Annotated in this window: 22 protein-coding genes and 1 pseudogene; 12 read left to right on the forward strand and 11 right to left on the reverse strand. The window is 68.7% G+C overall.

Annotation, left to right across the window (positions count from 1 at the left end):
* Positions 1–284 precede the first annotated feature (284 nt).
* Positions 285–1,451, forward strand: coding sequence for a cell wall hydrolase (locus tag AC07NI_RS23335; protein ID WP_494623606.1), 1,167 nt, complete (start codon positions 285–287; stop codon positions 1,449–1,451).
* On the opposite strand, the gene AC07NI_RS23340 is transcribed toward AC07NI_RS23335, so the two are convergent.
* Both AC07NI_RS23340 and AC07NI_RS23345 read right to left on the reverse strand, forming a co-directional pair.
* The gene (locus AC07NI_RS23340; RefSeq protein WP_494623608.1) at positions 1,411–2,241 is read right to left on the reverse strand and encodes an SDR family oxidoreductase; all 831 of its coding nucleotides are present in this window, start codon (positions 2,239–2,241) and stop codon (positions 1,411–1,413) included. The two genes, AC07NI_RS23335 and AC07NI_RS23340, sit on opposite strands and share 41 nt — an antisense overlap.
* 82 nt (positions 2,242–2,323) lie before the next feature.
* Positions 2,324–2,503 carry a YegP family protein gene (locus AC07NI_RS23345; protein ID WP_494623610.1) on the reverse strand — a complete coding sequence of 60 codons (180 nt, stop codon included), beginning with the start codon at positions 2,501–2,503 and terminating at the stop codon, positions 2,324–2,326.
* Between the two features lie 158 nt (positions 2,504–2,661).
* On the opposite strand from AC07NI_RS23345, the gene AC07NI_RS23350 reads away from it, so the two are divergent.
* Both AC07NI_RS23350 and AC07NI_RS23355 read left to right on the forward strand, forming a co-directional pair.
* Entirely contained in the window at positions 2,662–3,213 is a 552-nt protein-coding gene (locus AC07NI_RS23350; protein WP_494623612.1) for a DUF1003 domain-containing protein, read from the forward strand.
* Entirely contained in the window at positions 3,210–4,115 is a 906-nt protein-coding gene (locus AC07NI_RS23355) for a carbon-nitrogen hydrolase family protein (RefSeq protein ID WP_494623614.1), read from the forward strand. The genes AC07NI_RS23350 and AC07NI_RS23355 overlap by 4 nt, the downstream gene beginning before the upstream one ends.
* Here AC07NI_RS23355 and AC07NI_RS23360 read toward each other — a convergent pair.
* A complete protein-coding gene (locus AC07NI_RS23360) occupies positions 4,112–4,462 on the reverse strand; it encodes a DUF3147 family protein (RefSeq protein ID WP_494623616.1) in 351 nt (116 codons plus the stop codon). The two genes, AC07NI_RS23355 and AC07NI_RS23360, sit on opposite strands and share 4 nt — an antisense overlap.
* A 51-nt stretch (positions 4,463–4,513) precedes the next feature.
* On the opposite strand from AC07NI_RS23360, the gene AC07NI_RS23365 reads away from it, so the two are divergent.
* A complete protein-coding gene (locus AC07NI_RS23365) occupies positions 4,514–5,134 on the forward strand; it encodes a DJ-1/PfpI family protein (protein WP_494623618.1) in 621 nt (206 codons plus the stop codon).
* A gap of 46 nt (positions 5,135–5,180) precedes the next feature.
* On the opposite strand, the gene AC07NI_RS23370 is transcribed toward AC07NI_RS23365, so the two are convergent.
* The 3 genes from AC07NI_RS23370 to AC07NI_RS23380 all read right to left on the reverse strand — a co-directional run bounded on the left by AC07NI_RS23370 (position 5,181) and on the right by AC07NI_RS23380 (position 6,745).
* Positions 5,181–5,432, reverse strand: coding sequence for a hypothetical protein (locus tag AC07NI_RS23370; protein WP_494623620.1), 252 nt, complete (start codon positions 5,430–5,432; stop codon positions 5,181–5,183).
* A gap of 100 nt (positions 5,433–5,532) precedes the next feature.
* The gene (locus AC07NI_RS23375) at positions 5,533–5,712 is read right to left on the reverse strand and encodes an HHHH-motif protein (protein WP_494623622.1); all 180 of its coding nucleotides are present in this window, start codon (positions 5,710–5,712) and stop codon (positions 5,533–5,535) included.
* Positions 5,713–5,803: 91 nt separating this feature from the next.
* A complete protein-coding gene (locus AC07NI_RS23380) occupies positions 5,804–6,745 on the reverse strand; it encodes a GlxA family transcriptional regulator (RefSeq protein ID WP_494623624.1) in 942 nt (313 codons plus the stop codon).
* A gap of 85 nt (positions 6,746–6,830) precedes the next feature.
* On the opposite strand from AC07NI_RS23380, the gene AC07NI_RS23385 reads away from it, so the two are divergent.
* Positions 6,831–7,511: a DJ-1/PfpI family protein gene (locus tag AC07NI_RS23385; protein WP_494623626.1), complete on the forward strand. Its 681-nt coding sequence runs from the start codon at positions 6,831–6,833 to the stop codon at positions 7,509–7,511.
* Positions 7,512–7,655: 144 nt separating this feature from the next.
* Here the strand turns inward: AC07NI_RS23385 and ygiD are convergent, their stop codons facing one another.
* Entirely contained in the window at positions 7,656–8,426 is a 771-nt protein-coding gene (gene ygiD / locus AC07NI_RS23390; protein ID WP_494623627.1) for a 4,5-DOPA-extradiol-dioxygenase, read from the reverse strand.
* A 104-nt stretch (positions 8,427–8,530) separates the two neighbouring features.
* Between ygiD and AC07NI_RS23395 the strand changes: the two genes are divergently transcribed.
* Positions 8,531–9,694: an acyltransferase family protein gene (locus AC07NI_RS23395; protein ID WP_494623629.1), complete on the forward strand. Its 1,164-nt coding sequence runs from the start codon at positions 8,531–8,533 to the stop codon at positions 9,692–9,694.
* Position 9,695: 1 nt separating this feature from the next.
* Complete coding sequence (locus AC07NI_RS23400; protein ID WP_494623631.1) at positions 9,696–10,469, forward strand: tyrosine-protein phosphatase; 774 nt, start codon at positions 9,696–9,698, stop codon at positions 10,467–10,469.
* Here the strand turns inward: AC07NI_RS23400 and AC07NI_RS23405 are convergent.
* Positions 10,447–10,606 (reverse strand): annotated as a pseudogene (locus tag AC07NI_RS23405) (hypothetical protein). The gene AC07NI_RS23400 and the pseudogene AC07NI_RS23405 overlap by 23 nt on opposite strands.
* A gap of 81 nt (positions 10,607–10,687) precedes the next feature.
* Here AC07NI_RS23405 and AC07NI_RS23410 point away from each other — a divergent pair.
* Genes AC07NI_RS23410 through AC07NI_RS23420 form a run of 3 tightly spaced genes read left to right on the forward strand, consistent with a single transcriptional unit; the run spans position 10,688 to position 14,204 of the window.
* On the forward strand, positions 10,688–12,127 hold the full coding sequence (locus AC07NI_RS23410; protein ID WP_494623633.1) for an MFS transporter: 1,440 nt from the start codon (positions 10,688–10,690) through the stop codon (positions 12,125–12,127).
* 32 nt (positions 12,128–12,159) lie between these two features.
* Complete coding sequence (gene pabB, locus AC07NI_RS23415; protein WP_494623634.1) at positions 12,160–13,473, forward strand: aminodeoxychorismate synthase, component I; 1,314 nt, start codon at positions 12,160–12,162, stop codon at positions 13,471–13,473.
* Positions 13,470–14,204 carry an aminotransferase class IV gene (locus AC07NI_RS23420; protein WP_494623636.1) on the forward strand — a complete coding sequence of 245 codons (735 nt, stop codon included), beginning with the start codon at positions 13,470–13,472 and terminating at the stop codon, positions 14,202–14,204. Before pabB ends, AC07NI_RS23420 begins: the two co-directional genes overlap by 4 nt.
* Here the strand turns inward: AC07NI_RS23420 and AC07NI_RS23425 are convergent.
* The 3 genes from AC07NI_RS23425 to AC07NI_RS23435 all read right to left on the reverse strand — a co-directional run bounded on the left by AC07NI_RS23425 (position 14,191) and on the right by AC07NI_RS23435 (position 15,862).
* On the reverse strand, positions 14,191–14,775 hold the full coding sequence (locus AC07NI_RS23425; RefSeq protein ID WP_494623637.1) for a TadE/TadG family type IV pilus assembly protein: 585 nt from the start codon (positions 14,773–14,775) through the stop codon (positions 14,191–14,193). The genes AC07NI_RS23420 and AC07NI_RS23425 overlap by 14 nt on opposite strands.
* Positions 14,772–15,329: a TadE/TadG family type IV pilus assembly protein gene (locus tag AC07NI_RS23430; RefSeq protein ID WP_494623639.1), complete on the reverse strand. Its 558-nt coding sequence runs from the start codon at positions 15,327–15,329 to the stop codon at positions 14,772–14,774. Before AC07NI_RS23430 ends, AC07NI_RS23425 begins: the two co-directional genes overlap by 4 nt.
* A gap of 92 nt (positions 15,330–15,421) precedes the next feature.
* Entirely contained in the window at positions 15,422–15,862 is a 441-nt protein-coding gene (locus AC07NI_RS23435) for a pilus assembly protein N-terminal domain-containing protein (protein WP_494623641.1), read from the reverse strand.
* A 317-nt stretch (positions 15,863–16,179) separates the two neighbouring features.
* Here AC07NI_RS23435 and AC07NI_RS23440 point away from each other — a divergent pair, with 317 nt between their 5' ends.
* Both AC07NI_RS23440 and AC07NI_RS23445 read left to right on the forward strand, forming a co-directional pair.
* Entirely contained in the window at positions 16,180–16,359 is a 180-nt protein-coding gene (locus AC07NI_RS23440) for a Flp family type IVb pilin (RefSeq protein ID WP_494623642.1), read from the forward strand.
* A 170-nt stretch (positions 16,360–16,529) separates the two neighbouring features.
* Positions 16,530–17,042 (forward strand): A24 family peptidase, encoded by a 513-nt coding sequence (locus AC07NI_RS23445; protein WP_494623644.1) that lies wholly within the window; start codon positions 16,530–16,532, stop codon positions 17,040–17,042.
* Positions 17,043–17,068 lie beyond the last annotated feature (26 nt).

A 17,068-nucleotide genomic window follows, 5' to 3' on the forward strand; every position in this document is an offset into this window, starting at 1 on the left:
TATCCACAAAAAAACGACGCTCTCGGGTGTCCAGCTTTTCGCTTTGATTCAACGCGTTAACAATTTGACTGTGCGACTTCTAGGCGCAGAAGCCATGCTGCAGCGCAGCAAGTGCTTGCGAGTCGGTCATGGATACGTCATAAGCCGCTACAAGCAGGACCTTGGCCACATCGTGATACGGCCGGGTCTCCGCTTCGAAGCGCTCCCCGCAGTGGTTTTACCGGGGATTTCGGGGCGGTTTTTGTCGGGGGGCCGGAGCGCCCTCGCCGCGCAGGACACGAGTTTTGTATATCAAGTCGCAGACGCGCGCGGACGCGCGCGGGCTGGTCGGCGCCGTATTGGTCGGATCCATCACGGGTCTGGCTCTGGGCGGCGTTTACCTTCTGGGTGGCCTGGCCCAATCGGCCTCCACCCATGCCCGCGTCGCCCGATTGGCGGAAGGCGCTTCGGGGGATTTCTCCGACGCGGCGATGCTCAGCGCTTCTACGCGTATGGACCCCGGCGCCCTTGCCGTGGCCAAGCGTCATGATCCGTATCTCTTCGCCGCGGTCGAACGCGGCGATCGCCAGACCCAGCAATTGGCCGCGCGTCTGGAAGGCAATTCGCAGGCCCTGCTGCCCAACCAGAGCGGCCGCACCGGTCCTCTGATGCTGCGCGCCAGCTTCGGCAGTGGATTCAACGTCGCCGGCCCCAGCCTGTTCCAAGGCCCGTTCCAGCTGGGCAACGCCCTGGAGAGCTCGCGCGAGCTCGAGTGCCTGGCCGACGCCGTCTATTACGAAGCCCGTGGCGAGACCCCCAGCGGCCAGGCGGCCGTGGCCCAGGTGGTGATGAACCGCGTGCGCCACCCGGCCTTCCCGAAGTCGATCTGCGGCGTGGTCTTCCAAGGCGCGGTCAACCGCACCGGCTGCCAGTTCAGCTTCGCCTGCGACGGCTCGATGCGCCGGGCTCGCGACATCGGCGCGTGGGCCCGGGCCCGCAAGGTCGCCTCGCGCACCCTGGCCGGCACCATGCCCAGCGAGGTCGGTTCGGCCACGCACTTCCACACGATCAACGTCTCGCCCGGCTGGGGTCCGCGCCTGCTGCGCGTCGCCCAGGTCGGCATGCACATCTTCTACCGCTTCGGTCGCGGAGGCGTTTCCAACTACGCCCCCTCGCGCCTGCCGACGGTCGACGACATCGCCCCTTCCGAGATCGCCAGCCTGACCGCTGACGGCCGTCCGCCGGTGGTCTATGCCGCCAGCGCCATCGGTCGCCTCGAGCAGGTCTCGACGACGCCCGGCATGGGCGGTCCGGTCGGCGCGGCGGTGACCGAGCCGGCCTCGGCCCCGATCGCCACGGCCCCCAAGGCTCCTACCTCGGCGACCCCGACGGCGACCAAGGTCTCGTCGGATCGCGCGCCGCTGGAAGGCCTCAAGACGACAGTAGGGGCTGGGAGCGGAGCCGCTTCCTGACCGCATTCGGCATGTGGCTGGTGGCGAAGCGCATCTGCTTCGCCCGTTTGCCCACGAAGTAATGCAGCTGCTTGCCGTGGGCGGCGTCCCAGACCACCTGGGCGGCGTCCTCGACGGGATAGACCTCCAGCCCGCCCTTGCGCAGGGCGTCGGACATGTTCTCGTTCGTGCCTGACGCCCCGGCGTGCAGGATGGGCGTCTCGACGAACCACGGCATGACGCAGGCGACGCTGACCCCGTGCTGGGCGTATTCGACGTCCAGCGCTTCGGACAGCCCCCGCACCGCGAACTTGGTGGCCGAATAGACCGCCAGCTTCGGCGAGCCGTAGAGCCCCGCGCACGAGGCGATGTTGATCAGCCGCCCGCCGGCGCTCTTCAGCAGCGGCAGGCCCGCCCGCGCGCCGTTGATCACGCCCTTGATGTTGACGTCGATCTGGATGTCGCAGTCGGCGTCGGAGAGGTCCTCAAGCACCCCGAAGCGGGCGACGCCGGCGTTGTTCAGCAGGACATCGGCCTTGCCGTTCGTCTCGCGGCCGAACTCGCCCAAGGCGTTGGCCCAGCCGTCGCGGTCGCGGACGTCCAGCGAGTGGATCGAGCCGTTGTCGGGGCCGATGGCGTCCAGCGCGGCTTTCAGCCCGGCCTTGTCGATGTCGGAGAGCCCGACAAACCAGCCGGCGCTTGCGAACCGCTTGGCGCAGGCCAGGCCGATGCCGCTGGCGGCCCCGGTGATGAAGATGGATTTCCGGCCGTCGGCAGCCATGGCGGTCCCCTCCCGTATCATTGTTATCAATGATCAGAAGGCCGATTGGGGGAGGGGTCAAGATGTCTCGATAGAGGCTCCCCCGCATCGCGGGGGAGCCTCCACGCAGAGCTTAGTCCGTCTGGTCGTCGGTCTCGGCCTCGGGGCCGTTCTTCTTGATCGACTCGATCGCGTTCTTGGCCGAGGCCTTGGACGAATAGCCTTCCGTCCAGAAGATGTTCTCGCCGTTGTAGGTGAAGTAGGCGACGAACTCGCCCGCCTTGTTCTTCTTGATCAGAAACTTATGGGCCATCGGCTCTCTCCTCGAAAAACAACGAAAGATCATCGGCCCCACCCGACGTCGCGACGGTCGCCTTGCCGACACGTCGCTGTCAATCGCCACCTTGTCATGGCTTGCCAGGCTCAAGGCCGCGTGCCGATGATCCGGCCTCCTTCCCGCGTGAGTCCGCCATGTCCCTGGAACGTCTCGACGAGCTCTCCCGCGAGCTGCTGAACCGGCCCTATGGCGAACTGGCCGAGGTGCAGCGGCGGGTCATCGACCGCATCCTGCACGAGGAGCCGTCGGAGCAGCCCGACGAGAACGAGGACACCACCTACTGGACCCGCCTGGCCGACCGGGTGGCGGCGGTCGGCGGCTCGTGGGGCTTCATCGGCGGCTTTGGCCTGGCGCTGGTGCTGTGGATGGGCGGCAACCTGCTGCTGACGCCGTTCAAGCACGCCTTCGATCCCTATCCGTTCATCTTCCTCAATCTGCTGCTCTCGACCCTGGCGGCCATCCAGGCGCCGGTGATCATGATGAGCCAGAACCGCCAGGCGGCGAAGGACCGCAAGACCGCCGAGCACGACTATGCCGTCAACCTGCGCGCCGAGCTGGAGATCATGCGGGTCATCGACAAGCTGGACGCCCTGCGCGCCGAGGAACTGATGGTCCTGTGCCGCGACCACGCCGCCCGGCTGGAGGCGTTGCAGGACGAGGTGGCCAGGCTGCGGGCCGGGCGGTGAGGGTCGCCACCGCTCAGTTCGCCGTCTCGGCCGACATCGCCGCCAACCTCGCGGCGGTGGAACGGCTTATGCGGCAGGCGAGGGCGGCGGGGGCCGATGTCGTCCACTTCTGCGAGGCGGCGCTGTCGGGCTATGCCGGCGTCGATTTCGCGAGTTTCGAGGGTTTCGACTGGCCGGCTCTGGAGGCCGCGACCCGGCGGGTCATGGCGCTGGCCGGGGAGCTCGGTCTCTGGACAGTAGTAGGCTCGTCCCACCGCCTGTCGGACGGCCACAAGCCGCACAACAGCGTCTATGTCATCGACGCCTCGGGCGCGCTGGTCGACCGCTACGACAAGCGCTTCTGCGCCGGCGACGCGGCGGGGCTGACGGGGGACCTGGCCCACTACACGCCCGGCGACCATTTCGCGGTGTTCGAGATCGCCGGCGTCCGCTGCGGGGTGCTGGTCTGCCACGACTACCGCTATCCGGAGCTCTATCGCGCCTATCACCGGCAGGGCGTGCGGTTGATGTTCCACGGCTTCCACGCGGGCGGGCTGTCGGCCGAACGGTTCGCGGACATGGAGGCCGGCGTCGGGACCCACCTGCTGACCGGCGGGACCACCTTGCCGGCCATCACCATGCCGGCCGGCATGATCGCGGCCGCCTCGAACAACAACCTGTGGATCAGTTGCCCCAACTCCTGCGCGCCGAAGAGCTGCTGGCCGTCGTTCTTCGTGCGGCCCGACGGGGTGATCACCGGCGTCTTGGAGGCCGAGACCGAAGGCCTGCTGCTCTCAGAGGTCGATCTGGCCGCCGACATCTACGACAGCACGGTGGCTTGGCGCGACCGCGCCATCGACGGTGTGCTGCACTCAGGGGACTTGGTCGAGGACCTGAGGTCGAGGGACCGGACGGGGCTCTAGAGCTTCAGGCCCAGCTTCGGTCCGCCCCACACCATGGCCGCATAGAGCGCCATGGTCAGCACGCAGCCGGCGACCAGCGCCGCCCAGAACGGCGCGCCGCGCTTCAGCAGCGCCGGGATCAGCAGGAACATCGGCAGCGACGGCAGCACGAACCAGAACGTGCCGCTGGCGTGGGCGGCCATCCGCGCCGGGTCGTGGGTGTCGCGCCACAGCCAGATCATGCCCAGCACAGAGACCAGCGGCAGGGACGCCACCAGACCGCCCAGGCCCGGATAGCGCTTGGCGATTTCCGACACGGCGGCGACGATGACCCCCGAGACGGCGGCCTTGATCACGAGATAGAGCATGTCGCCAGCCTGGACCGATCCGAGGCCCTGGCCAAGCGGTGGAGACCTCCCATGCAGATCGCGGTGCTGACCTTCGACGGTTTCAACGAGCTGGACTCGTTCATCGCCGCGGCGATGCTGAACCGCATGAAGGCCAGGGGCTGGAAGGCGCACATCACCAGCCCGACCGAGACGGTGACCTCGATGAACGGCGTGGTGGTGCACCGCCAGCAGCCGCTCGAATTCGCCGCCGAGGCCGACGCGGTGCTGATCGGCAGCGGGATCAGGACGCGGGAGTTCGCGGCCGACGCTGAGCTGCTGGCTCAGATCAAGCTCGACCCGTCGCGGCAGCTGATCGGAGCGCAGTGCTCGGGCACGCTGATCCTGGCCAGGCTGGGCTTGGTCGGCTCGCTGCCGGCCTGCACGGACCTCACGACCAAGCCCTGGGTGATCGAGGCTGGGGTCGAGGTGATCGACGCGCCGTTCGTGGCCCACGGCAATGTCGCCACGGCGGGCGGCTGCCTGTCGTCGCAATATCTGGCGGTGTGGATGATCGCCCGCGCGGCGGGGCTGGCCGACGCCGAGGACGTCGTGCGCTACGTCGCGCCGGTGGGCGAGAAGGAAGCCTGGGTCGAGCGCGTCACGGCGGTGATCGCGCCGTTCCTGCCCGCCCGCGACGCGGCGGCGGCTTGAGTTAGCGGCCGCCCGCCGAGGAGGCGGACGGCCTTAAGCGTACAAGTTAGCGCCACACGTAGCGGCAGATGGTCACCCGGTGATGGTGACGCCACTCGGGGCGGCACACCCGCACCTTGTGGGGACGATAGTGGCGACCGCGATCGTAGCGGGCGCGCTCGTAACGGCCACGGTCGTGGTGGCGCTCGTACCGGTCATGACGATCATACCGGTCGTGGGCGCCGGCCGTGGCCGGAATGGTCACGGTCAGGGTGGCGGCCGCCAGGGCGACAGCGCCCAGCAGTTTCGCGACAGTCATACTGTGCTCCAAGATCGAATAGTCCCTCGATCCCGAAACGCACGATACGGCCACGGTGTTGCGAGGCGATGTCCGAATGTACGGCCGCGCTTGTCCTGCCTTAGCGGCGGGTCACCCAATGGCAGACCTTGGTCTTGTGGCCGTGGTGACGCTCCCACTTGCAGACCTTCACCTTGTGCGGGCGATTGTGGTGCGGGGCGGCGGTGACGGCGGTGGGGACGGCCAGGGCCAGGGCGGCGACGGCCAAGGTGGTGACGCCCAGCATCTTCGCGACGGTCATATGGTGCTCCAGGTTCTTTAGAACAGTGATGTCCCCCGACGCGGGCACCGTCCGCGCGCAATGTTGCGGGCCTGTTTCGGCTCTGTAGCCTTCACACAACCTTCGCCGAGCGGCGCAGCGCCTGGGGCGGCTGGCCGAAGGCGCGGATGAAGGCCCGGCGCATGCGCTCAGAGTCGCCAAAGCCCGTTTCCAGGGCCACGTCCTCGACCTGCAGCGGCTGGCTGTCCAGCAGGGCGCGGGCGGCCTCGACCCGCAGGCGCTCGACGGCCTTGGCGGGGGTGACGCCGGTCTCCTGGGCGAACAGCCGGGCGAAGTTGCGCGGGCTCATGGCGGCGCGGTCGGCCAGTTGCTCGACCGACAGGCTCTCGGCCAGGTTCTGGCGGGCCCAGGACAGCAGGGCGTCGAAGCGGCCGGGGCGCAGGTCGATCAGGGCCGAGAACTGCGACTGGCCGCCGGGGCGGTGGTGATAGACGACCAGCTGCTGGGCCGTGCGCCGGGCGATGGCCTCGCCCTCGTCGGCGCCGATCAGGGCCAGCGACAGGTCGATGCCGGCGGTGATGCCGGCCGAGCTCCACACCGCCCCGTCCTGGATCCAGATGCGGTCGGGCTCCAGCTTCACGCCCGGATAGCGGCGCTGGAAGTCCTTGGTCCGGCTCCAGTGGGTGGTGGCGCGCTTGCCTTCGAGCAGGCCGGCCTCGGCCAGGACGTAGGTTCCCGAGCATACCGAGGCCACGCGCCGGCAGTCGCGGGCGGCGGCGCGGACGAAGGCCAGGGTCTCGGGACAGGTGGCCGGGACCTTCACCCCGTCGCCGCCGGAGATCAGCAGGGTGTCCAGCCTGGGCGCGTCGGCCAGGGCCGTGGTCTGGATGGTCACGCCGGACGAGCTGGGCGTCGGCTCGCCGCGTAGCGACAGGAAATGCAGGCTGTAGGCCCCCGGCGAGAACCGCCCGGCGATCTCGAAGGCCGCGATGGGGCCGGTGGCGTCCAGCAGCTGGAAGCCGGGGTAGACGAGGAAGCCGATCGCGCGGGGCATTGGCTGTTTCCGTGGGAACTATGTCATTTCTGACAAGGCTTAACTGAACGATGTTCTCCACGTCAATCGTGACGGAGACCATCGCATGAGCCAGTCGTTGCAAATCGTGATCGCGCTGTTCCCGGGTGTGACACACCTGGACTTCACCGGGCCGCACCAAGTGCTGTGCCGTCTGCCCGGCGCCAAGGTGACGGTGGCCAGCCTCGCCGGCGGCGAGATCGAGGCCGATGGGCTGGTCTTCGCGCGGCTGCCGAAGCTGTCCGATATCGAGGCTTGCGACGTGCTGCTGGTGCCGGGCGGCTTCGGGACCACCGAGGCCATGGGCGACATGGACTTCATCGCCGAGATCCGGCGGTTGGCGGATGGGGCGCGGTACGTGACCTCGGTCTGCACCGGTTCGCTGGTGCTGGGCGCGGCGGGGCTGCTGAAGGGCAAGCGGGCGGCGTGCCACTGGGCGTGGCGGGACCAGCTGTCGCTGTTCGGGGCGATCCCCGATCCGTCGCGGGTGGCGCGGGACGGGCGCTACATCACCGGCGGCGGGGTGACGGCGGGGATCGACTTCGCCTTGACGATGGTGGCGGAACTGGCCGGCGAGGAGATGGCGCAGAGCATTCAGCTGGCGGTGGAATACGCGCCCGCGCCGCCGTTCGACGCGGGGCGACCGGAGACGGCGCCGGCGGGGGTGCTGGCGCGGGTGCAGGGGATTTACGGGAAAGGGATGCCGGAGCGGTTGGCGGCGGCGGAGAAGGCGGCGGCGGTGCTATGAGCGCCCCCTCCGTCACGTCGCGTATCCGCGCCGCGCCACCTCCCCCGCATGCGGGGGAGGAAAGTGGTCTTCTCCTCCCCCGTGAAACGGGGGAGGTGGATCGCTGCGGATACGCAGCGAGACGGAGGGGGCGCTCCTGTAGCGTCAGCCGACCTTCACGCCCGTCATCGAGATCGCCGCGAACACGTCGTCGGTGAAGAAGCTCACCGGCTCACCAGCCGCCTGCGCCCCGAGCACATACAGCAGCGGCAGATAGTGCTCGGCGCTGTTGATCGAGATCTCCGCGTCCGGCCCCAGGCTCCGCCAATCGATCAGCGGGTCATGATCCCCCGCCGCGATCAGCGCCTTCGCTTTCTCATTGAACCGATCCGCCCATTCCGGCGCTTCCGGCCGCCGGAAATCCGCCGCCCGCAGGTTATGGACGATGTCGCCGCTGCCCATGATCAGCACGCCTTCGTCGCGCAGAGCCGCCAAGCGCCGCCCGGCCTCGTAGTGCCAGCGATCCGGCCGCCCGCGATCGATGCTGAGCTGCACCACCGGCACGTCCGCGTCCGGATACATCGGCTTCAGCACGCCCCAGGCGCCATGGTCGAGCCCGCGCGTCGGATGCTGCACGACCACGTCCGGCGACAGCAGCTCCGCCACCCGCCCAGCCAGCGCCGGATCGCCCGGCGCCCGGTACTGGACGTCGAACAGCGCCTGCGGGAAGCCGCCGAAATCGTGGATCGTCTCCGGCGCTTCAGAAGCGCTCACCGCCGAGGCGCCGCGCGTCTCCCAGTGGGCGCTGACCATCAGCACGGCCTTGGGGCGCGGCAGGGTCTCGCCCAGCCGGCGCCAGTCGCGGCTCCAGGCGTTGTCCTCGATGGCGTTCATCGGCGAGCCGTGGCCGACGAACAGGACGGGCATGCGAGACATGGTCGAAACCTATTGGAAACAGTAGAAGTTGCAGATAGTGGCCGTGACGCCATACCGCAAGCCGACCTTGGGCTGACGACTTTCGCAGGAAGGCCGGCTTTGGTATGCCGCCGGCCGTGACCGTCCCGCTTTCCCAGATTCCCCCGGGTCAGACGCCCGCGCCGGAGCCCGTCAGCCTCCGTCCCGAGCGGGAAGTCGTGCGCGGCGGCGCGCTGGATTTCCTGCGCTTCCTCGCCTCGCTGCTGATCGTCGTCTACCACTATGGCGCCGAGAGCCCGATGCGGATCGAGCGCTTCGGCCAGGTGTTCTCGCGCGGGTTCCTGGCGACAGACTTCTTCCTGATGTTGTCCGGCTATGTGCTGGGCCGGGCCTATGGCGGCTCGGTGCTGAGCGGGCGGATCTCGCCGGTGCGCTTCTGGGCCCGCCGTGCGGCGCGGGTGTGGCCGGGGCACCTGGTGGTGCTGGGCTTCCTGGCCGTGCTGGTGCTGCTGCTCAACACCGTCGGCACCGACGCCCACAAGCCCAGCCGCTTCGCCTGGGACCAACTGCCGGCCCAGGCCTTCCTGGTCCACGCCTGGGGCTTCACCAGCGACGGCTGGAACCTGCCCAGCTGGTCGCTGTCGGCGCTGATCGTCTGCTACGCCCTGTTCCCGTTCTTCTGGAAGACGGTCAGCAAGGTGCGCCACGCCTGGGTGCTGCCGCTGGGCGCGGCCGCGATCCTGGCGGTGTTCGAGGTCGTCGCCCGCCACGTCTTCCACCACGCCCTGCCGGATCTGCAGTTCCAGTACGGCGTCATCCGCGCCCTGCCGCTGTTCATCCTCGGCATCTGCCTGGCGCGCGCGGTCGACATGCGCTGGCCGTCGGAGCAGGCGGCCAAGGCCCTGCTGTGGGGCGGCGTCGCCCTGCTGGTCATCACCCAGCCGCTGGACCGCTACGCCCTGCCCGACACCTGGCTGTTCGACGGCCCGTCGCTGCTGGCCATCGCCATGATCGTGCTGGGCGCCGGCCGCCTGCCGGTGAAGAACCCGCGCCAGTGGATCGAGGAGGGCGCCAAGCTCTCCTTCGCCCTGTTCATCACCCACATCTTCGTGGGCGTGATCTATTGGAGCGCCGTCCACAAGCTGATCGAGACGGTGCCGATCGGCATCGGCTGGCAGTGGCTGATGTGGCTGGCCGGCTTCCCGATCGCCTATGGGGCCGCGTGGCTCTTCCACACCTATGTCGACCAGCCGTTGCAGGACCGCATCCAGCCGCTGCTAAGGAAGTAGAATGACCCGGCACATCCCTCTCCAAGGCGTCGAGAACTTCCGCGATTTCGGCGACTACGCCGTGGGGGAGGGACGCCTGAAGCGGGGCGTGCTGTTCCGCGCCGCCCACCAGGCCGAGGCCACCGACGCCGACCTCGCGACCCTGGCGGCCATGGGCATCGTCACCCTCGTCGACCTGCGCCGGCCCAATGAGCGCGAGCGTTCGCCCTCGCGCCGCTGGACGGGGTTCGCCGCACAGGTGATCGACAACGACCTGGGCGTCACCGGCGTCGATCCGTGGCTGGAGTTCATCACCAGCACCGACCTCACGGTGGATACGGTCCACGACTATATGGACGAGTACTACCGGCGCCTGCCGTTCAAGGAACGGCACATCGACCTCTTCCGCCGCTACTTCCTGGCGCTGGCGGAAGGCAAGGGTCCGGCCCTGATCCACTGCGCGGCGGGCAAGGACCGCACCGGCGTGCTGGCCGCCCTGACCCACCACATCGCCGGGGTGTCGGATGACGACGTCATCGACGACTACCTGCTGACCAACGACCCGACCCGCTTCGACCGGCGCGGGGCGATGTTCATGGACCACATCCAGGGCCTGACCGGCCGCCGCCCGGACGAAGCCGCCATGCGCGCGGCGATGGGCGTCGAGGCGCGGTACCTGGCGGCGGCGTTCGAGGTGATCAAGGCGCAGCACGGGGGGCTGGACGGGTATCTGGAGCAGGCGGTGGGGGTTGATGCGGACACGCGGGAAGCTGTCAGGGCTCACATTCTCGCCTAATCCCCTCTCCCCTTGCGGGAGAGGGTGGCCCGCGAAGCGGGTCGGGTGAGGGGTTTCTCGGCACGTCCGGCGCGACCCCTCATCCGTCAGCCTGCGGCTGACACCTTCTCCCGCAAGGGGAGAAGGAAACTCCAAATCCGCCACGTGACAAACGCTCGTTTAAGGTCCAGCCTCACCCCACGGCCCCACCAGAGGGCCAAGCGTCATCAGGGTGCGGTATGAGCGAGTTGGCGGGCGCCCCTCCGGGCATGAGCGATGTCGTGGGCGACGACGAACTGGTCCCCGCGCCCAAACAGAAGCTCTCCCGAGGCGCGCTCAGCTGGATCCTGCACCAGGGCTCGCGCGACCCCTATGTGATCCTGGTCACCATCTATGTCTTCTCGCCCTACTTCTCGCGGGTGCTGGTCGGCGATCCGGTCCGGGGCCAGGCGACCGTCGCCGACATCTCCACCGTCTATGGCCTGCTGACCGCCGCCCTGGCCCCGATCCTGGGGGCCTCGATCGAGCGGTTCGGGCCGCGCAAGCCGTTCATGGCCGGGATCCTGGCGATCATGGCCCCGCTGCTGTTCGCCCTGTGGCTGGCCAAGCCCGGCGGGCTGCCGGTCGACCTCGTCGGCCTGGCGCTGATCGTCCTGGGCGTGGCCTATAACTGCGGCGACGTGCTCAACAATTCGCTGCTGGCGCGCTCGGCCGAGAAGGGTCAGGAGCCGGTGCTGTCTGGCCTGGGCTACGCGCTCGCCAACGGCCTTTCGGTGTCTCTGCTGATCTTCGTGATGTGGGCCTTCGTACTGCCCGGCGTGGTGCCGTGGTCGTTCGTGCCGTCGGCCCCGCTGTTCGGCCTCAGCCAGGCCGACCACGAGCCCAGCCGCGTCGTCGGACCGCTGTCGGCGGCGGTCATGCTGCTGGGCGCGATCCCGTTCTTCCTGTGGACCCGCGACGCCCCGCGCACCGGCGTCTCGCTGCTCGCGTCGATCAAGGAAGGCATCAAGCTGATCCTCGACACCTTCGGCAACCTCAAGGGCCATGCCGACGTCGCCAAGTTCCTGGGCGCGCGGATGCTCTATTGCGACGGCATGACCGCGCTGCTGATCTTCGGCGGCCTGTTCGCGGCCGGCCTCATGAAGTGGGGCGAGCTGGAGATGCTGGCCTACGGCATCTCGCTGTCGATCTTCGGGGTGCTGGGAGGCCTCGTCGCGCCGTGGTTCGACAAGACCCTGGGGCCGCGCCGCGCGATCCAGGTCGAGGTCGGGGTCTGCATCCTGGTGCTGCTGGGCACGCTGGGCATGGGCCGCGAGAAGATCCTCTACTTCTGGACCTGGGACGCGGCGACCCATCCCGCCGTCTGGAACGGCCCGCTGTTCCGCACCTTGCCGGAGATCATCTATCTGGGCCTCGGCCTGCTGATCGCCGTCTTCGTCACCGCGCAATACGCCTCGAGCCGCACGCTGCTGGTGCGCCTGGCCCCGCCGGATCGGATGGCGGCCTTCTTTGGCCTGTTCTCGCTGTCGGGCACGGCGACCATGTGGCTGGGCTCGCTGCTGGTGGCCCTGGCGACGAAGATCTTCGCCAGCCAGGTGGCCGGGTTCATCCCGATCGCGGGGCTGCTGGCCCTGGGGCTGATCGGGCTGTTCACGGTGAAGGGCGGGGGACGGGAGTAGTCCCGACGGGCGGGAGCCGCTAAACCCCGCCCATGCGCCGCGTCGCTCTTCTAACCGCCCCCTGGCGCGAGCCGGTGTGGGCGTTGGCCCCGTTCCGGGACGAGGCGTACGCCTGCGCCTTGGTCACGGGTGGCGCGGGGCGGTGGTCGTATCTGCTGCGCCAGCCGGACGAGACGTTCGAGGTCGCTGACGATCCGTTCGTCGCGCTGACCGACCTGCTCGGCCCTCGCTTGCCCGCCGATCCGGAAGGTCCCCCTTTCCAAGGTGGCGTCGTCGGCCTGGCGTCCTACGAGCTCGGCGACCGCGTCGAGCAATTGAACCTCGCCCGCACCGCCTGGCCGGACCTGACCTGCGCCCGCTATCCGGCGCTGCTGGCCTTCGACCATCACGCACGGCAGGTCGTTGCGGTCGGACGCGGCGAGACTGACAGCGAGGCCCAGAGCAGAGCTCGGGACGCCCTCGCCTGGCTGGACGCCTCCGCCGACCAGGCGCCGTTCGAAGGTCCGCTGTGCCCGGACCTCACCGCCTCCGACGGCGAGGCCTACGAGGCCGCCGTCGCCGAAGTGGTCTCCCGCATCCTCTCCGGCGAGATCTTCCAGGCCAATATCGCCCGCGCCTGGACCGGGCGCCTCGCCGCCGGCGCCGACCCGTTCGACCTGTTCACTCGGCTGCGCGGCCAGAGCCCGGCCCCGTTCTCGGCCTATCTCCGCCTGCCGGGGCGGGCGCTGGTCTCCAACTCGCCCGAGCGGTTCCTGAAGGTCGACGCGGCCGGCGCGATCCTGACCCAGCCGATCAAGGGCACTCGTCCCCGAGGCCGCGACGCGACCGAGGACCGCGCCCTGGCCGCCGCGCTGCTGGCCAGCGACAAGGACCGGGCCGAGAACCTGATGATCGTCGACCTGATGCGCAACGACCTGGCCCGGGTCAGCCCGCCGGGCAGCGTCCGCGCGCCGGAGCTCTTCAAGGTCGAGAGCTTCGCCAACGTCCATCACCTGGTCTCGACGGTGACCGGCCGGCTGGCCAGCGGTCGAACGGTCGCCGACCTGCTGCGGGCCAGCTTCCCGCCCGGCTCGATCACCGGGGCGCCCAAGGTCCAGGCGATGAAGGTCATCACCAGCCTGGAGCCGCCGCGCGGACCCTATTGCGGATCGCTTTTCTGGGCCGGCTTCGACGGGGCGTTCGACTCCAGCGTGCTGATCCGCACAGTCGGTCTCGTGCAGGACGGCCAAGGTTGGACGCTGGAGGCCCGCGCCGGAGCCGGGATCGTCGCCGACAGCGACCCGCACGGCGAGCGCCTGGAGACCGAGGCCAAGATCGCCGCGCTGAAGAGGGCCCTGACGGAATGATCCCCCAAAACGATCGCGGCCTGCTGTTGGGCGACGGCCTGTTCGAGACCCTGCTGGCGGTGGACGGCGATCTGCCGCATCTGACCGCCCACCTCGACCGCATGGCCGCCGGCTGCGCGATGCTGGACCTGCCGTTCGCCCGCGACGAGGCCGAGCGCCGGGTGCGTGACGCCATCCGGGGGGAGGGCCGGTTCGCCGTGCGCCTGACCCTGACCGCCGGCTCGGGCGGGCGCGGGCTGGACCGGCCGGCCGTGCCGCTGCCGCGTCTGTTCGCCACGGCCGCGCCGTCCGCGCCGCCCGCGACCCCGGCCACGGCGATCATCGCGACCACGCGCCGCAACGAGGGCTCGCCGGCCTCGCGCCTGAAGACCCTGAGCTATCTCGACAACGTCCTGGCCCGGGCCGAGGCCAAGGCCGCCGGCGTCGACGAGGCGGTGATGCTGAACAATCGCGGCGAGCTCGCCTGCGCGGCGGCGGCCAACCTGTTCTGGATCGAGGACGGGCGGCTCTACACCCCGCGCCTGGACTGCGGCGTGCTGGCGGGGATCACCCGGGCGCGGCTGCTGGCGCTGGAGCCGGTCGAGGAGGTCGCGGCTGGGGCCGATGCGCTGGACCGCGCCGAAGCTGTGTTCCTGACCAACAGCCTGATCGGCGTGCGTCCGATCGCTCAGCTGGGCGAACGCGTCTTCGCGCCGCACCCGCTGGTCGAGAAACTGGCTACAGCGTGTTGATCCAGGCCACCGCGTCGGTGCGGCGCGGGCGCAGATAGTAGGTGCGCTTGAAGGTCATGGTGGACTGCATGACCAGCTTGATCGGCGAGGTGTAGTCGTAGCTGGCCTTGGAGACGATGATGCTCTGGCTGGCGGGCAGGGCGCCGACCGGGATGTCGGTGACGGTCACGCCCGCCTTGGACGGGCAGCCGGTCATGCCGGCCCCGGCGGCGTTGGGCTGCACCCAGGCGACGGTGTCCTTGCCCTTGTCGTCCGAGATGACGCTGTAGATGCACATCTTCAGCGTGGCCGTCGGGTAGGGGGCCATGATCACGTTCCCGATGGCGAAGTTGTCGTTCATCTTCAGCGGGCCCGTCTGGGTGCCCTGGGCCACCAAGTCGCCGATCTGCGAGGTCAGGTTCGACAGGCGCCGCTGGGCCATCATGGCCTGGGTCGTCTCGGCGAAGCCGCAGTACATCAGCAGCAGCACGGGGGCGATCAGGGCGAACTCGATGGCCGTGACGCCACGGCGATCGCGCCAGAAGGTCTTCAGCGAGACGCTTTTCAGGAAACGGGGCGAGCGACGGGTCATTGGTCGTACGGCTCGTTGGTGAAGGCGGTGGCGGCGTAGATGATCCGCTTGCCGCTGGAATTCTGCAGACCGGTCTGCAGCAGCGGCGTGACCAGCGGCCAGGTGTAGTAGGCGCGGACCAGCACGATCGAGCCGGCCACGCCGGGGGTGAACTGCATGGTGGTCGGCACGGTGCCGGTGGCGGCCGACGAGCTGTTGCTGGTCGAGTAGTCGGCATAGGTGCGCACGTCGAGCTGCAGGGCGCTGGAGCAGCTCATCGAGCCGATCACCCCGATCCTGTTGCAGACGGCGGTCTTGAAGGTGGCGGCGGTGCCGCCGGTGGTCTGCACCTCGCCGGTGCGGATGGTGCGGCCCACGTCGATGATGGCGTTCTCGAGCAGGAGCGAGACCAGGAACGCCAGGCCCAGCTCGATCATCGCGAAGATGAGCATCAGGAACGGCATGAAGACCAGGGCGAACTCGACCGCCGTCGCGCCCTGCTCGGCGCGCGAGAAGCGGCCGGTCAGGCGGGCCAGCCGGCGGCGGGCGCGAACGGGGATGAAGCTGTAGGCCATGCGGCGCCAGGACCCTGAAGTGATCGTCCCGCAGGTTAGCCGAGCGATCCTACCAAGTGGTTAGAGCGCGCGCCTACGTACGTGAGGGGCGCTTACGGCGTGCCCGCGGCCGGGGCGGGAGCGGCGGCGCCCGGGGCGGCGGCGACCACGCGGGTGCAGCGGCTGGCGCAGGCATAGCCGGCGCCGTTGACGCCGCGATAGATGGTCACGCCGCTGTCGCCGCTTTCCGAGACCACCACCTGGCGGGCGGCCAGGGTGCGGCCGCCGGCCCCGAAGATCATCAGGGCGGTGACGCCCGGACGCTTGCCCATGACCAGCAGGGTGCGCTCGTTGACGACGCTGATGTCGGCGACCGCCGGATCGGCGACCACGACGTCGCGCACCGCGCCGCCCACGGTCACGTAGGAGGTCTCGCCCTGGCCGAGCGGCAGTTCGACGGAGGCCGCCGTGACCGGCAGGACGCCCGTTTGAGCATGAGCAGCCGCGCCCGAGAGGGTCAGGACGGCGGCGATGGCGAGCGAGAGGCGACGCATGAGGTTTCCGATCTGGGATCCGAATGTCCCGCAGCATCACTTTGTTTGGTCAACAAAAGACTAAAGCCACGCTGTATGCGTCCAAGCGTCGCTTGAGAAAGTCCTTGATTCAGAAGGGATTGAGCGCGTTTGTCGCGCCCATGGTTAAGAACAAATAACGGTAAATACAAATAAACCAAAAGAAAATCGCTGAAAACTATTCCGCATTTACTGGCCATTAAGCGAGCTGGGCGAAATTGATCGTGTTTTCGGGGGTGAGCAAGTCGAGCCGGCTTGAGACCTCAAATCAACCCGCTCTGACTTTAGGAGATCTACTCATGACCAAGTTCGTCACGCGCTTTCTGAAGGATGAATCGGGCGCCACGGCCATCGAATACGGCCTGATCGCTGCCCTCATCGCCGTCGTCATCATCTCGGGCGTCACCGTCCTGGGCACCAACCTGAACTCGAAGTTCAAGAGCGTCGCCGACAAGGTCTCGACCGCTGGCGGTTCCTAAGTCCTAGGCTACACGCTCGAAAAGAAGAGGGTCGAGGCTTACGCCTCGGCCCTTTTCTTTTGTTTTGAAGCCTGGATTTCCCCGTTCGCGGGAAACGATTGCTTCACCCGTCCGTCCCAGAATGACCCGGTCGAAGAGGTCCCGCGAGGGACTGAAGAAGGCTCGAGAGCATGCAAGCCATCCAGATCCCGCTGCTGCTGATCTTCCCGATCCTGGCCATCCTGGGCGGGCTGAAGGACCTGGTCAGCTACACGATCCCCAACTGGATCTCGCTGGCCCTGCTGGCCGCCTTCGTGCCGACCGCGCTGATCTGCGGCGCGCCCCTGGCCCAGATCGGCCTGTGCCTGGCCGTGGGCGTCGGCGCTCTTGTCCTCGGAATGGGGATGTTCGCGGCCGGCTGGATCGGCGGCGGCGACGGCAAGCTGTTCGCGGTCTGCGCCCTGTGGATGGGCTGGCCCGGCGCCTTCATGTTCCTTGTCTATACCGGTCTGGCGGGCGGCGTCCTGACCCTGACCATCCTGGCCCTCCGCTCGGGCTACCTGGTCCCGGTGATGGCCGGCGGCCCGGCCTGGCTGCGCAAGCTGACGGCCAAGGAGAGCGATCTGCCCTATGGCGTCGCCATCGCCGCCGGCGCCCTCTGGGCCTTCCCGCACGGCGCGCTCGCCGTCGCCGCCCTGGGTTGAGACTCCTTTGAGTTGAGTCCAGCCGC

Source organism: Caulobacter sp. GW821-FHT10E02, assembly GCF_059415225.1.